A 14,155-nucleotide genomic window follows, 5' to 3' on the forward strand; every position below is an offset into this window, starting at 1 on the left:
ATGAAGCAAGGTCTAGGCATTAGGCTTATTATTTGTAGTAGCTTTTTAAGCTTACTTATCGCGTGTAGCGATACTAATAATACACGTGAGTGGTTACTACAAAATGATAATTTGTATTATAAAAATACAGCCGTTGACTGGCGTGTTGAATCAGTTGATGGCTGTAAAACCTGTGTTATAACCCAAGATGTTGCTTATCAGCCTGAAGGCATGAGTAGTTATAATACGTTAATGCAGAATCAAAATTGGGTGGCAGTACATGAGTTAAGTAAAACCAATGTTATTCGTTTAAAAATGCCATATCAAACACCTTATTTATATGTAGAGCGTGTAAAAGGTAAAACACTAACGCTGTTTGATCAGCAGCAAAATCACAGCATAAAAATTGGTGAAGTTACATCCGTAAATTTTAACAATCAGCACTTTAATATTTTGATTAAAAGCTTTGAAGAAGTAGATAAGCAAAGTGTTGCGTTGCCAAGGCGAGCAACGCTTGAGTTTATCGCTTTAAAAATAGATTAAAAAAAGCACCTTAGGTGCTTTTTTATTTTTGGCTGTTAAACCTTTTAAAGGCAATATGCCTTTAATTAGCGCGGTATTTTGGCCGATAATTATCAACCCATAAACGTGTTGCACCGCATACAGCCACAGGCATAACGATTAGGTTTATAAACGGGATCGCGGTTAGCAACATAACTGCAAAACCAAATCCGTAAGATAAACCTTGCTTCGATTTTAAATCGTCTTTCATTTGCTTAAAGCCGATTTTATGATTATCAAAAGCAAAATCTTTATATTGCACGGCATACATCCAACAGGTAAAAAGCACCCATAATACTTGGCCAATTACAGGCAATATCCACAGTAAGATAAAAAAGCCAATTGCGCGTGGCAGGTAATAACAAAGTTTAGTCCATTCACGGCCAAGCATTCTAGGGACGTCTTTTACTATTTCTTTAAAACCATCGTCATTAATTTTTTGACCGGTTAAATAGAGCTCTACTTTTTCACTGAGCAGCCCATTAAAAGGCGCGGCAATAAAATTAGTAATTACTGTAAATATCATACTGTAGCTAAACAGCACCACCAGCACTGCAATAGGCCACATTAGCCACTCTAACCAACTTAACCACTCAGGTAGCATGTTGTTAATATAGCTAAAACCATCGCTTAACCAGCCAAATAAAAAAAACAGAGAGCTACCAAAAAGTAAAATATTTATTAAAAGCGGAATGAGCACAAAGCGCTTAAGCCCTTTTTGGCTAATTAATTTAAAACCGGAAAAAAAATATTCCATACCTTGAGTGATTTGCACTATAACCTCATAAATTTTTGACCATTATTAGCAGTATAAATAGCTTAATAAATTTGAACAGTTATTTTAAGTAACAAAGTGTTAGGCTTAATGTTGTAACTTATATTTACATAACGCCAATAAATGTTTAAAAATATGCAATGTTACCAAGTGCGTATCTATTTAATTAGTTTTCTCTAATTAAATAATAAACTTAAAAATCATAACTATACTGAATTGTATTATGTAAGAGAAAACTTCTTTTTGGAGAGTTTTGTTGTTTCAATTTGTACAAAGAAAGTTCTGAAGGTGAAATATGAATACAGCCAGGTTAAAAAAACTTTTATCTCACCAGCAAGGCATATTATCCAAAATTGCGCTAGGAGCGCCTTTAAGCGAGGTGCTAACTGAAATATGTTTAGCAATTGAAGAAATAATCGATGATGAAACGGCAATGTGTTCTATTTTATCGCTAAAAGGTAACCAACTGTTTCACTGTGCAGCTCCTACGATCCCACAAGAGTATTGTGATTTAATAAATGGAGTTTATATTGGAGATAATGCTGGCTCTTGCGGCACAGCTGCGTTTACTAAATTACGCACAATTGTGGAAAATATTGAAACTTCATCGCTTTGGGAAAACTTTAAAGATTTAGCGCTGAGGTTTAATTTACGCTCATGCTGGTCAACGCCTGTCTTTTCTACTCAAGGTGAATTACTGGGCACTTTTGCTATTTATCATAGAAGGCCTAAAGCTCCTTCAAAGACCGATTTAGAACTCATCGATTTTTTTGTGCACTTTTCAAGTATTGCGCTTGAAAAAAATAACGAGATTAATAAAACCAAACAGCTCGTTACTAACTTGCAGCAAAGCAATGAAAAATTTAAAGCCTTTACTAAAGTAATGCCCGATCTCATTTTAATATTAAGTGAAGAGGGCGTATACGCCGATGTTTACGGTACATCCAATGAGCTACTACTTGAGTCTACAAGCAACCTTGTTGGCCAAAACGTTAATGATTTACTGCCTAAACAAGATGCACAAATGATTATGGCAGTTATTAAAAAAACGCTCGCTACTAACGAAATGCAAATTTTTGAATACGAATTAGATGTTCCCAAGGGAAAGGTCATATTTGAAGGCCGAGCTGCTGCTTTAGATGACTATCACACAGACAATCCATCACAGCGGCATGTAGTGTGGATGGCAAGAGATATATCAATCAGAAAAAAAGCAGAGCAAGAAGTGCATAAACTCGCTTTTTATGACCCACTAACAAATTTACCAAATAGGCGTATGCTTAGTGATAAATTAAGCTTGTGTGTTGAGAGTATTAAGCAAAGTAATGACATTGGTGCTTTATTATTTTTAGATCTAGATAACTTTAAACGAATTAATGATTCACTTGGGCACAGCGCAGGCGATGAAGTACTTGTAGAGTTATCAAAAAGGTTAAATACAATAATTAAAAGCTCAGATACATTAGCCAGAGCGGGTGGCGATGAGTTTATTATTTTACTAGAGCACGTGGGCAAAAATACGCAGCAAGCGAGTTATGAATGCAAAGTACTCGCTACAAAAATTCAAAGCGTATTTCATGACAAATTTGAAATAGGCGAACTTGCTTTTCAAGTAAGTTGTAGCATTGGTATTTGCCTTATTGATAGCGTAAACGCACAAACGGATAATATTTTAAAATTTGCCGATACTGCTATGTATCGCTCTAAAAATAAAGGCGGCAATAGTAGCAGCTTTTACGACCCAGCCTTGCAAACACTGCTTGAAAAACAAACCGAGCTTGAAACCGATATAGTAAGGGCTATTGCGTCTAACGAGTTTTGTGCTTATTTTCAGCCACAAGTTAATCAATTAGGTAAGGTTGTTGGTGCTGAGGCACTTATTAGGTGGAATCATCCTAAAAAAGGGTTAATAGCACCAAACGAATTTATCCCTATAGCAGAGCAATACGGCCTTATTCAAAGCCTTCAAAACGTCGTTCTGCGCGATATATGTAAGTTAATTAATGAGCTTAAAAGTACTAATACAATCGATAATTCGTTTAGTGTTTCAATAAATATTAGCCAAAGTCAATTTAACTCTTCTAACTTAAAAAAAGAGTTGTTTAGCACTATTAAAGAGTTTGGTGTTGAAGCATCTCAAATTAAATTAGAAATAACAGAATCCATGCTTTCAAGTGATATAGAACACACAATAGTGCAAATGAAAGAGCTAATTTCGGCAGGTTTTGTATTTTCTATTGATGATTTTGGTACTGGTTACTCGTGCTTAACGTACTTAAGCGCTTTTCCGGTAAAAGAGTTAAAAATTGATAAAAGTTTCATCGATAAAATATTGGATCAGGCCAAAGGGTTTAGCATAGCGCAAACAATAATTAGTTTAGGTAAAAGCCTAAATTTAGTTGTCGTTGCCGAAGGCGTCGAAACAGCAGCGCAATACGAAGTACTTAGCAAAATGAATATTGATTCAATTCAAGGTTATTTAATAGCAAAACCGATGCCTAAAGCACACTATTTAAAATGGCATAATGACAAAAGTGATATTCACAGTTTAATTTCGTAATAGGTATTGGCTATTTATTTTTAGTTTTATAGCTGAGATATGGAACATGATATGAGCGATAAGGAGTAAAGATTTTTCAGTTAAACAATGCTAAGCTACGTTCGCTTAAATATTTTATTTAAAGCTTAATAAACTTATTACAATGAATGGAAGCTTTATGCAGTTAGTCGATTTGAATCCAAGTGATCCCGATGTAGTTAACGTATTTGACGATATAGACCGACTTATAAATTCTTTATACCCTGTCGCAACAGCACAGTCTCTTGAGTTAGAAGAGTTAACTTTACCCAATGTATATGCAATAGGCTTAAAAACCGATGAAGGTATTATTGCCTGCGGTGCTATTGTCGAAAAGTTTGATACCCAGCCATACGGTGAAATTAGACGCTTATATGTAAAACCAAGCCACCGTGGTAAAGGGCTATCAAGACGTATTATGCAAATTTTATTACATCAAGCGGGCGAGAAAAAAATACCACTAATTCGTTTAGAAACGGGCCCGAAGCAAACTCAATCAATCAATTTATATGAAAATTTAGGCTTTAAACGCTGCGGTAGCTTTGGCTCATATGTCGATAATCCGCAAAGTGTATTTATGGAATTAGGGCTTAATCAATAAGAGCCTATCAACCTGCGGCATATATAAAATATGCCGTACACTTTCATCTTTATTGTTGCTTAGCAATAAACTCCAACCTCCTAAATGAATAGCTTATATCTCTTTGTAAAAATACTTCACTGTTTTTACCTCTTATCTTCGTATAAAATCTGCTTTGTAAATTATTAGTAATACACAAAGCGAGAATTTTTATCTTTTTTAAAAGTAGCAATAAACAAATGAGCGAAATAACAGTAGTAACCCACAGCGGTAATTTTCATGCAGACGATGTATTTAGTATTGCAGTACTAAAACATGTTTTACCTTCTTTTAAACTGGTACGTACTCGCGATAAAGCATTGATTGAAAGTGCTGATATTGTTGTTGATGTAGGCGGTGAATATAACCCAGATACAGGCAGGTTTGATCATCACCAACGTGGTGGTGCGGGCGAGCGTGAAAACGGTACTCCGTATTCGTCATTTGGCTTAATTTGGAAAAAATACGGCTTAGCGCTGTGTGATAATAACCAAGCCGTGGCTGATAGAGTCGACTCTGGCTTAGTTTCTAATATTGATGCTATAGATTGTGGTTATGTTAAAGGTGTCGTTGAAGGAATAACCCTTAGCCAAACGCTTTCTATGTTTAACCCAACATGGGAAGAAGAAGGCAATTTTGATGAGTGCTTTAATGAAGCCGTCGATTTTGCAGCACGTTTACTAACTCGTTTTATTGCCTCAGCTCACGGTAGTGTAAATGCAAAAGCAATTGTTGCCAAAGCAATTGAAAATGCCGAAGATGCTAGAGTTATCGTGCTTGAAAAATATACTCCATGGAAAAAAACAGTCCATATATTATCAAGTGACGCACTATTCATGGTTTATCCGTCTCATTCAGGGCAGTGGATAATACAAACTGTGCCGGTTGAACCAGGATCATTTGAAGATAGAAAGTCCCTCCCTAAAGCGTGGGCTGGTTTATCTGATGAAGAGTTTCAAGCTGAAACAGGCTTAGATGACGCTGTATTTTGTCATAACGGTTTATTTATTGCCGGTACTAAGTCGTTCGAAAGTACAATGAAGCTAGCCGAAGTAGCGTTGGCTGAGTAATCTATTTAACTAAATTGTAGTTAAGAGATTTATCACCCGTACTTTGAGCTATATTGCTAAGTAACTAATTTTGGTTACTTAGCTTTGTTATGTTTTTATTATCTAAATTACGTGAGGTTTTATGTTTGAAGTAAAAACTATCGCGCTATTTATTATTACTGCACTTGCTGAAATTATTGGCTGTTATTTACCCTACCTGTGGCTCAAAGAAGATAAATCCATATTACTTTTGATACCTGCTGCAATCAGTTTGGCATTATTTGCTTGGTTGCTAACTTTACACCCTGTGGCAGCAGGGCGTGTTTATGCCGCGTATGGCGGCGTTTATGTCTGCGTGGCTTTACTATGGTTATGGGGTGTTGATGGCGTAAAGCTTACAGTGTGGGATGTAGTGGGCGCAGCGGTTGCCTTACTGGGGATGGCTATTATTATTTTTGCTCCTAAGAGCGCATAAACAGATCAGGTTAATTTTTACTTATACCCATCCGCTTAGCCCTGAAAAATGATTAAGTATTTATTTCGGATTGGTATTACACATATATCGAGCAATTAAACCACTCACCACTTTTTCATAAGTATGCGCAAGCGTAGGATTATCTATTAAGCTTGTTTGCACAACATGCCCTGTGTATAAACCGTAAAACTCATAAGCAAAAATACTTGGCTCTTTATCGTTACTAAAATAGCCTTGCTCTTGGCAGTTAACTGCAAGTTTAGTGAGGTAGTTAATCATTCTGGCTTGCTGATCTTGCATAAATTGCCTTACTAAACAATTTGGGTCTGCTTTAAATTCAACAGAGGCCTTAATTAGGGGGCAACTTGTATGCTGTTCAGGGCAGCACTTTTCTAAAAAACTTAGCCATTGTAACCATTTTTGCTGAAAGTTATTCAAGTGCACTAATGCATCTTTATCAATAGATGGTTCAACAACTTGTTTTTTAAATTCTTCCTCTGTGAAGGCTAATATAGCAACTTGCATATCTTCTTTATTAGCAAAATTTGAGATCACTCCCGTACGGGACATATTTGCCGCGGCTGCTATTTTACCAATGGATATACTGTATAAGCCGTATGTAGCCGCGAAGGCCATTCCTTTTTGTAAAATATATAGCTTAGTGCTCTCACTTTTTTTCATTTTTAGCTCATGAATGTTGTTATTTGATCGTACACATATTGGCTTTTTAAAATTCTAACGTGGCCAAGTTTCTCAGTAGCAATAAGTGTAGCAGGCGTGTTATCTGTTAACTGTTTTATAGCTTCAAAGTTAGCAACAGAGTCATTTTTATCATGGATAAAAAGCATATGCTCATTAATTTTATGCTTAGAGTTATCAGGGTGAAGGTGTTGCCAATTAATACCGTATTGCTCAGATACCTTGTTAAGCATATTTTCCAACATAAGTTCAGAAATGCCTACTTGTTTTACTTTTTCAAACATAGCTTCAAAAATTTGCGCAGGGGCAGAAATCATCACTATTTTTTTGTTCTTTAAAAACGAGCTATCTAAATTTAATAAAGCAACGCCGCCCATAGAGTGAGTAACGACTCTGTCTATAAGTATATTTTGCTCATCAAAATAATTAAATGCAGCGGTTAAGCCCTGCATGTAACCGTATAAATGAGAAACTTTACCGTGTGAATAACCATGGCCAATGTGATCAATTGAATACACATTAAAGCCTTTTTCTACCAGTTCATTTATTAATGCAGTAAAGCGGTTTGTGCTATCTGCCCAGCCGTGAGAAAGAAACACCGTTTTACTGTTTCCCTCTTGGCTAAAGTAATACAAATTGATAGCACCTAATTGAGTATTAAGCTTAATATTTATTGGTTGAATATCGGTTCTAAAGTCGTATCGGCGCCTGCTATGCGGGTTACAAAACACCTTCATGGCAAGGCGAGCACTCAATTTTGGGAACGTTTTAGTTAAACCAAATGTTGCCGCTTTAGTGACTTTAGCAAACCTGGGTGGTTTGCTCTGATTAAAATAAATTTGCTTCATAATTATGCCAAATAAGTACAGTTGTTCTATTTTATCTGAAAAAAGTACAGTTGTACTTTTTAATTAAATTACTAAAGCTTATATCAATGTTAAAAATCACTCGTTACGAGTAAAAATACTTGTTGGACTTAAAAGTCTATTTTTCTTTTAATGCGCGCACTTAGCCGAACCGGCATTCATTAAATAAAAGAGAAAGATAAATGAAAGAGACAACATCACTAGAACAAGCTCGCACGAGTTACAATGTTCGTCATTGGAGCCAAGGTTTTTTTGGTATAAATGATCAAGGTGATGTGTATGTTGCGCCAAAGGCTCACGCCCCAGAGCAAACTATTGCACTGACAGATATCGCAAAGCAGCTAGAAGAAAAAGGCTTAAGCTTACCGGCTTTAGTGCGCTTTCCACAAATTTTACATCATCGTGTGCACAGTTTATGTGGCGCATTTAATACCGCGATTGAAAACTATGGTTACCCAAAAGATTACTTATTAGTTTACCCAATTAAAGTAAACCAACAACGCGAAGTAGTTGAAGAAATAGTAGCAAGCCAAGCTGAATTAGAAAAAAAACAATTAGGCCTAGAAGCAGGCAGCAAACCAGAGCTTTTAACTGTTTTGGCAATGGCAGAAAAAACCAGTGCAGTGATTGTATGTAATGGCTACAAAGACAAAGAATATGTGCGCTTAGCACTTATTGGTGAAAAGCTAGGCCACAAAGTTTACATAGTGCTAGAAAAGCTTTCTGAGCTCGACATGGTGCTTAGCCAAGCAAAAGCGTTAAATGTTAAACCACGTATTGGTATTCGTGTACGTTTAGCATCGCAAGGCAAAGGGAAGTGGCAAGCAAGTGGCGGCGAAAAATCTAAATTTGGTTTATCAGCGTCACAAGTACTGCATGTAGTGAACCGTTTAAAAGACGCAGGCCAGCTTGATTTAATGCAACTTGTGCATTTTCACTTAGGCTCGCAAATGGCAAACATTCGCGATGTGCGTTTAGGTGTAAGCGAGGCTGCGCGTTTTTACTGTGAGTTACGCAAATTAGGTGCAAGCATTGAATGCTTAGACGTTGGGGGCGGTTTAGCTATTGATTACGATGGTACACGCAGCCAATCTCATAACTCAATGAACTACAGCTTAGCTGAGTATGCAAATAACATTGTGTACACCATAGGCGATACCTGTAAGCAGTATGAGCAACCAATGCCGACTATTATTTCTGAGTCGGGGCGTGCACTAACGGCGCACCATGCTGTACTTATCTCAAACGTGATAGGCACAGAAAGCTACGTACCAGAACAGCTAAAAGCGCCTGCAACAGATGCACCGCTTTTATTAAATAATATGTGGGCCTCGTTTGTGCAGTTAACCGATTTAACTGACGACCGCGCACTGATTGAAATTTATCACGATAGCCAAGGCGATTTAGCAGAGGCGCATAACCAGTTTGCACTTGGGCTTTTAGATTTAACGCAGCGTGCGTGGGCAGAGCAAGTTAACTTACGTATTTGTTATGAGCTTAACAAACACATGGATAATAAAAACCGTTTTCATCGCCCGATTATTGACGAGTTAAATGCGCGTTTAGCTGATAAGTTTTTTGTAAACTTTTCGCTTTTTCAATCATTGCCTGATGCGTGGGGGATTGATCAAGTGTTTCCGGTATTGCCATTAAGTGGCTTAACCGAAGCACCAAAAAAACGCGCTGTATTACTTGATATAACCTGTGATTCAGATGGCGCACTCGAGCACTATGTTGATGGCCAAGGCATTGAAAGCACATTGCCCGTGCCTGAGTACAGTGCTGATAAACCCTACCTAATGGGCTTTTTCTTAGTGGGAGCGTATCAAGAAATTTTAGGTGATATGCACAATTTATTTGGCGATACGCACAGTGCCATTATCAATATGGATGAGCAAGGTGTTGCCAGTATTAGCGAAATAAATCACGGCGATACGGTGGCCGATATGATGCGCTATGTGCATTTAGATGTTGAGAGCTTTCAACAGTCGTACGCGCAGTTAGTGTCTGCAAAAATAGATAAAAATGAACAGCAAAGCGTTTTAGACGAGTTGCAAAACGGCCTGAATGGCTACACTTATTTAGAAGAGTTATAAGCAATGTCTAGCTTGTTTGGTCATGTTGACCACTCATTGTATTCAAACGGGATGACGTTTTTGCGTCGTCCTATGGTGCAAAATATTAATGCAATTGATTCAGACGTAGTGGTTTTAGGCTTACCGTTTGACTTAGCAACATCGGGTCGCCCAGGTGCACGTTTAGGTCCAGATGCAATTCGCAGAGCGTCGGTTCATTTAGCATGGGAAGACACTAAATACCCGTGGACATTTCCTTTGTTTGAGCGTTTAACGGTTGCAGATGCAGGGGACTTTACTTACCCGGTAGGCGATCCTGAGTATTTTACTGCACAGCTAGAAATGGCCGCAGAGCAAATACTTCGCCAAGGTGCAACTCTGTTAGGCCTTGGGGGCGATCACTTTGTAACGCTTCCGCTATTGCGGGCGCATGCAAAGATACATGGCAAAATGGCACTGGTTCATTTTGATGCGCACACCGATACATACAGCAATGGCTCACGTTTTGATCACGGTACTATGTTTTATCATGCACCTATGGAAGGGCTGATTGATGTAGATCACAGTATACAAATTGGTATTCGCACCGACTTTGACCAATCAAAGCATGAGTTTGCAGTGATTGATGCAATGCAAGCTAACGATTTGCATGCCAATGAAATTGCAGTGCAAATACGTGAGCGAGTAGGCGACTTACCTGTTTACCTAACGTTTGATATAGATTGTTTAGACCCTGCATTTGCACCAGGTACAGGTACTCCCGTGTGCGGTGGTTTAACATCTGATAAAGTTCTTAAAATACTGCGTGCGCTTAAAGGCATAAATATGGTGGGTATGGATGTGGTAGAGGTATCACCGTCGTACGACCAAAGTGAGCTTACCGCTATTGCCGCAGCAACCATTGCCAGTGAGTTATTGCATTTGTGGACACATAAAAATAAGTATTAACTTAATAAGTTAAGTACTACGTAAAGGTATGCAATGGCATACCTTTTTTATTTTAGAGGTGCAAAGTATTTAGCGTGTCACTTTCTGGCATTATCAATGCGCTCTTGTGCACTTGGGTGACTTGATAAATATTCGAGTAAATTATTTACCTTTTCAATATGCTCGTTTTCGCTTGTATGCGCACTTTGTAGCGCTTGTATGGCCTCGGCAAAATCATTGCTTGAATAACCTAAATGCTCAAGTTGAATGAGGGCATAGCTATCTGCCTCACGCTCCATATCACGCGAAAACCCCTGCTGCGCAAACGTAGCCCCAGTGCCAAGAGCCACTTCTGCTATACCTTCTAAATCGCCAAATATAACTGCAAGTACAATGGTACTGGCTGCCGATTGGGCAGTCATACGTACACTATGCTGGTGAACAACATGGCCAATTTCGTGCAGTAACACGGCTTTTAACGCGTCTGGTTTATCGGCAAGTAAATTAGCTAATTCATCAGTGACTACAATACGCCCATGGGGCATTGCAAACGCATTAGCGCCAAAGCTATCTGATTTATAAAACGATAACCTATAAACTGATGGCTCAAGCGAGAGTTCATTAAGCATTGTATTAAAGTGTTGCTGTACTTTGGCTTGCTGATCAATAGGCAGCTCGCTTTCATCAAGGGCTAGTTTTTCAATTAAGGTAAAACTTTGCTCACCCATTTGCTCTACTACACTGCGCGGTAGGGTATCAACGCTGTAAACAGCAATAGCTGGCACTACTTTATAAAGCATTAGCCACATAAACAGCGGTGTAAAAATAATGGCAGCTAAAATAGCCCATTTACTTTTTTCAAGGCGCTCTAGTAGGTCGTGCTTATCGGTTTTAAAAGGCCAGCGATAATTTACATCACTTGGAATGAAGCGGCTGCCATCATTAAAACGCAGTTCATCAGCAAGCCCGGCAAGGCCAGCGGTGAGTGTTATATCGCTTATTGCATAGCTTGAAATAAGCTGATCATCGTGGCTAATTTCAACCAAGGTGTCGCGAATATTAGCGACACCTTGTTGATAATTACTTGATGCTTTGGGGAAGTAATGTCCCTGTACGTGCATAGTAAACTCTTAGGTTAGCGATAAATCAATATCAAATACATTGGCTGCTTCTTCAGCAAACGATGACTGCTCTTGCTGCGCAGTATCTACTAAATTTAGCGCACTTGGGTAAATATTAACGGTTGTAACCTCGGCAAGCATTCTAGATGTACGCACTTTGGTCCACGGGTAGGCAAGTCCTAAGGAGAACACAATGGCCAGCATATTTGTTAATAGTAATATGGCAAAAGGAATAGGCTTAAGCTGTGATTTAAATGACGCTACGTCTTCAAATTGGCTGTTATCAAAAATATGATTACGAATAGCCGCAGCCCAAACAGCGGTTACTATCGCAATCATAAATACGTAAGCGACCATTAGTGCACCAAACATGAGTGTCATGGCTGCAGGGTCTTGCATGTTCTGTTGATTTTCTACATTGAGCAAATCAAGCCCAAACAAGCCTAAAATAGCCATAAAAATCACCATAGTGATAGAGCTCACCACAAAACAAATAAGCGCTGTTAAGTAGTATGTTTCACCTTTTAGGTTAACTGTTAATGGCGTATCGCCGTAACTAATATTGCTATGTATGTACGTGTCGATACGTTTTAAAACATAAGGCATCAATAAATAAAGCGTAAAAATACTGGCTATAGGTAACAGTATAAAGTTAACAAAGGCTTCGCCGTAATTGCCTTTAAACGAAAAACGCACATTACGATGACGGGTCATACGCATATTAAAGCGCAGGCCTTGATTAATAATCCACGGCATTAAAAATATAAAAGCAACCGCAAAGAGTAAGCCTATAATAGGAAAAAAGCTGCTCCCAAAGGTGTAAATTAAAAATACGAGAACCGCTAAAATACGGCCTTTTAAAATTTGCATGGGTGTTGCTAGGTAGTCAAAGCTGTGTCCGTCTATGCGAGTGTGGCCATAAAAGTAACGCATTGTGCGCACCTTTGCCCATGCAGAGTAAATACCTAAAGTAAGTACACTAAGTAAAATATTGACTATCCAAATACCAAAAAACTCACCGCCTTTGCCGCTAAACTGTACTTTACCGCTAAAAATAGGGGGGGCTGGCTCGTTTGCTGGTGGGTTTGCTTCTGGGGGAGTAGGGTGTATTGATTCCATTAAAATTATATCCATGTTGTTTTTTTGTTAATTTACCTAAATTTGGTGCAAAACTCAATATTTATAATAGCGCCAGCCTTTTGCAAGTAACTGATTAAAAGGCTATAAGTAAAAGCATCAGGTTTAAAACTGTGTCGATATTAATTTTAGATTAAGAGCAAAGTATTATAATCAGGCGGTTATTTATATCAGGCGCTATTTTTAACCATTTCAAAACACCTATGGATGTTTATTATGTTGCAAGCTGTTGTTTTAGGCGGGATAGAGTTTAGTCCTTTGGTTGTTTATTTTCCTATAGCGTTTGTTTTAACGGCCATTACACGGTTTGTATTACATCGCTTAGATTGGCACGACCGTATATGGAAGGTCGCTTGGTTTGAAGTGTCTTTATTTATTTGTTATTTGGCCCTAACCGTTTACTTACTCAGTGGAAGATAAATTAGATGACAAAATATCTACGTATACTTTTAACCGTTATAGTTGTTATAGCCGCTGTATTTGCTGGGCGCTGGGTATGGACCGATTATATGCATACACCATGGACGCGTGATGGCCGTATAAGGGCCGAAATAGTGACTGTTTCGCCTGATGTATCTGGATGGGTGACTAAGTTAAATATAAAAGATGGGCAAAGCATCAAAAAGGGAGATTTACTTTTTAGTGTTGATGATAAACGCTATCAAGCGGCGCTTGATAAAAGTAAAGCCAATACCGAAAATGCCTTATATACATGGGAGCTTGCAAAGCACAAGCTACAACGCAGGAAGGGCCTAAATACACAACAGGCCATCAGCGAAGAAAGCCTTGAGTCAACACGTATTAATTCAAAAATAGCCAAAGCTAATTATGAACTTGCAAAAACAGAGCAAGCAATAGCGCAGCTAAACGTTGATAGAACAAAAGCATATGCACCTGTGAGTGGGCAAATTATTAATTTAAGCCTGCGTGAGGGTAATTACGTAGCGCAAGGAACTTCAGTATTTGCAATTGTTAAGTCAGATTCTTTTTATGTAACGGGTTACTTTGAAGAAACTAAAATCCCTTTAATACACGATAATCAAAAAGCTAAAATATCATTGTTAAGTGGCGGTGATGCTCTAACTGGTCACGTAATTAGTGTGGGTAAAGCCATTGCAAATACAAACACACAAAGTAATACGCAGTTATTACCTGTGGTGCAGCAAACATTTAATTGGGTGCGTTTATCGCAGCGTATTCCGGTTGATATTAAATTAGACTCGATACCTGAAAAGGTTCGTCTTAGCGCTGGAATGACCGCCACAATCCACCTCAATACGCATTAAGGAGAACA

The 14,155-nt window shown here is 38.2% G+C and carries 14 protein-coding genes; 9 read left to right on the top strand and 5 right to left on the bottom strand.

Annotated features, from left to right (window positions below):
* Window positions 1-522, top strand: a complete 522-nt coding sequence (locus tag CWC11_RS16540; protein ID WP_138683559.1) for a hypothetical protein — start codon at window positions 1-3, stop codon at window positions 520-522.
* 61 nt (window positions 523-583) lie between these two features.
* Here CWC11_RS16540 and cysZ read toward each other — a convergent pair whose 3' ends face one another.
* On the bottom strand, window positions 584-1,297 hold the full coding sequence (cysZ, locus tag CWC11_RS16545) for a sulfate transporter CysZ (protein WP_171038443.1): 714 nt from the start codon (window positions 1,295-1,297) through the stop codon (window positions 584-586).
* Between the two features lie 313 nt (window positions 1,298-1,610).
* On the opposite strand from cysZ, the gene CWC11_RS16550 reads away from it, so the two are divergent.
* From CWC11_RS16550 to CWC11_RS16565, 4 genes are all read left to right on the top strand, one after another.
* Window positions 1,611-3,875: a sensor domain-containing phosphodiesterase gene (locus CWC11_RS16550; protein WP_138683561.1), complete on the top strand. Its 2,265-nt coding sequence runs from the start codon at window positions 1,611-1,613 to the stop codon at window positions 3,873-3,875.
* 157 nt (window positions 3,876-4,032) lie between these two features.
* A complete protein-coding gene (locus tag CWC11_RS16555; protein ID WP_104642319.1) occupies window positions 4,033-4,494 on the top strand; it encodes a GNAT family N-acetyltransferase in 462 nt (153 codons plus the stop codon).
* 218 nt (window positions 4,495-4,712) lie between these two features.
* Window positions 4,713-5,582: an MYG1 family protein gene (locus CWC11_RS16560; RefSeq protein WP_138683562.1), complete on the top strand. Its 870-nt coding sequence runs from the start codon at window positions 4,713-4,715 to the stop codon at window positions 5,580-5,582.
* A 121-nt stretch (window positions 5,583-5,703) separates the two neighbouring features.
* Window positions 5,704-6,036 carry a YnfA family protein gene (locus tag CWC11_RS16565; RefSeq protein WP_138683563.1) on the top strand — a complete coding sequence of 111 codons (333 nt, stop codon included), beginning with the start codon at window positions 5,704-5,706 and terminating at the stop codon, window positions 6,034-6,036.
* A gap of 60 nt (window positions 6,037-6,096) precedes the next feature.
* Here the strand turns inward: CWC11_RS16565 and CWC11_RS16570 are convergent, their stop codons facing one another.
* Entirely contained in the window at window positions 6,097-6,717 is a 621-nt protein-coding gene (locus CWC11_RS16570) for a TetR/AcrR family transcriptional regulator (protein WP_138683564.1), read from the bottom strand.
* A gap of 2 nt (window positions 6,718-6,719) precedes the next feature.
* Window positions 6,720-7,583, bottom strand: coding sequence for an alpha/beta hydrolase (locus CWC11_RS16575; protein WP_138683565.1), 864 nt, complete (start codon window positions 7,581-7,583; stop codon window positions 6,720-6,722).
* A gap of 200 nt (window positions 7,584-7,783) precedes the next feature.
* Between CWC11_RS16575 and speA the strand changes: the two genes are divergently transcribed.
* Together speA and speB are read left to right on the top strand one after the other, a co-directional pair.
* Window positions 7,784-9,697 carry a biosynthetic arginine decarboxylase gene (speA, locus tag CWC11_RS16580; protein WP_138683566.1) on the top strand — a complete coding sequence of 638 codons (1,914 nt, stop codon included), beginning with the start codon at window positions 7,784-7,786 and terminating at the stop codon, window positions 9,695-9,697.
* Between the two features lie 3 nt (window positions 9,698-9,700).
* The gene (gene speB, locus CWC11_RS16585) at window positions 9,701-10,624 is read left to right on the top strand and encodes an agmatinase (RefSeq protein ID WP_138683567.1); all 924 of its coding nucleotides are present in this window, start codon (window positions 9,701-9,703) and stop codon (window positions 10,622-10,624) included.
* Between the two features lie 77 nt (window positions 10,625-10,701).
* Here speB and CWC11_RS16590 read toward each other — a convergent pair whose 3' ends face one another.
* Entirely contained in the window at window positions 10,702-11,724 is a 1,023-nt protein-coding gene (locus CWC11_RS16590; RefSeq protein ID WP_138683568.1) for a M48 family metallopeptidase, read from the bottom strand.
* A 9-nt stretch (window positions 11,725-11,733) separates the two neighbouring features.
* Complete coding sequence (locus CWC11_RS16595) at window positions 11,734-12,843, bottom strand: YjgN family protein (protein WP_138683569.1); 1,110 nt, start codon at window positions 12,841-12,843, stop codon at window positions 11,734-11,736.
* A 234-nt stretch (window positions 12,844-13,077) separates the two neighbouring features.
* On the opposite strand from CWC11_RS16595, the gene CWC11_RS16600 reads away from it, so the two are divergent.
* Window positions 13,078-13,281, top strand: coding sequence for a DUF1656 domain-containing protein (locus tag CWC11_RS16600; RefSeq protein WP_138683570.1), 204 nt, complete (start codon window positions 13,078-13,080; stop codon window positions 13,279-13,281).
* Between the two features lie 5 nt (window positions 13,282-13,286).
* On the top strand, window positions 13,287-14,147 hold the full coding sequence (locus tag CWC11_RS16605) for an efflux RND transporter periplasmic adaptor subunit (RefSeq protein WP_138683571.1): 861 nt from the start codon (window positions 13,287-13,289) through the stop codon (window positions 14,145-14,147).
* The last annotated feature ends 8 nt before the right edge of the window (window positions 14,148-14,155 follow it).

Origin of the sequence: Pseudoalteromonas sp. S3178 (assembly GCF_005886985.1) — a bacterium.
Taxonomy (GTDB): domain Bacteria; phylum Pseudomonadota; class Gammaproteobacteria; order Enterobacterales; family Alteromonadaceae; genus Pseudoalteromonas; species Pseudoalteromonas carrageenovora.

Coding starts and splice junctions, on each gene's coding strand:
- CWC11_RS16540 (WP_138683559.1), top strand. CDS start 1: ATGAAGCAAGGTCTAGGCATTAGGCTTATTATTTGTAGTAGCTTTTTA.
- cysZ (WP_171038443.1), bottom strand. CDS start 1,297: ATGGAATATTTTTTTTCCGGTTTTAAATTAATTAGCCAAAAAGGGCTT.
- CWC11_RS16550 (WP_138683561.1), top strand. CDS start 1,611: ATGAATACAGCCAGGTTAAAAAAACTTTTATCTCACCAGCAAGGCATA.
- CWC11_RS16555 (WP_104642319.1), top strand. CDS start 4,033: ATGCAGTTAGTCGATTTGAATCCAAGTGATCCCGATGTAGTTAACGTA.
- CWC11_RS16560 (WP_138683562.1), top strand. CDS start 4,713: ATGAGCGAAATAACAGTAGTAACCCACAGCGGTAATTTTCATGCAGAC.
- CWC11_RS16565 (WP_138683563.1), top strand. CDS start 5,704: ATGTTTGAAGTAAAAACTATCGCGCTATTTATTATTACTGCACTTGCT.
- CWC11_RS16570 (WP_138683564.1), bottom strand. CDS start 6,717: ATGAAAAAAAGTGAGAGCACTAAGCTATATATTTTACAAAAAGGAATG.
- CWC11_RS16575 (WP_138683565.1), bottom strand. CDS start 7,583: ATGAAGCAAATTTATTTTAATCAGAGCAAACCACCCAGGTTTGCTAAA.
- speA (WP_138683566.1), top strand. CDS start 7,784: ATGAAAGAGACAACATCACTAGAACAAGCTCGCACGAGTTACAATGTT.
- speB (WP_138683567.1), top strand. CDS start 9,701: ATGTCTAGCTTGTTTGGTCATGTTGACCACTCATTGTATTCAAACGGG.
- CWC11_RS16590 (WP_138683568.1), bottom strand. CDS start 11,724: ATGCACGTACAGGGACATTACTTCCCCAAAGCATCAAGTAATTATCAA.
- CWC11_RS16595 (WP_138683569.1), bottom strand. CDS start 12,843: ATGGAATCAATACACCCTACTCCCCCAGAAGCAAACCCACCAGCAAAC.
- CWC11_RS16600 (WP_138683570.1), top strand. CDS start 13,078: ATGTTGCAAGCTGTTGTTTTAGGCGGGATAGAGTTTAGTCCTTTGGTT.
- CWC11_RS16605 (WP_138683571.1), top strand. CDS start 13,287: ATGACAAAATATCTACGTATACTTTTAACCGTTATAGTTGTTATAGCC.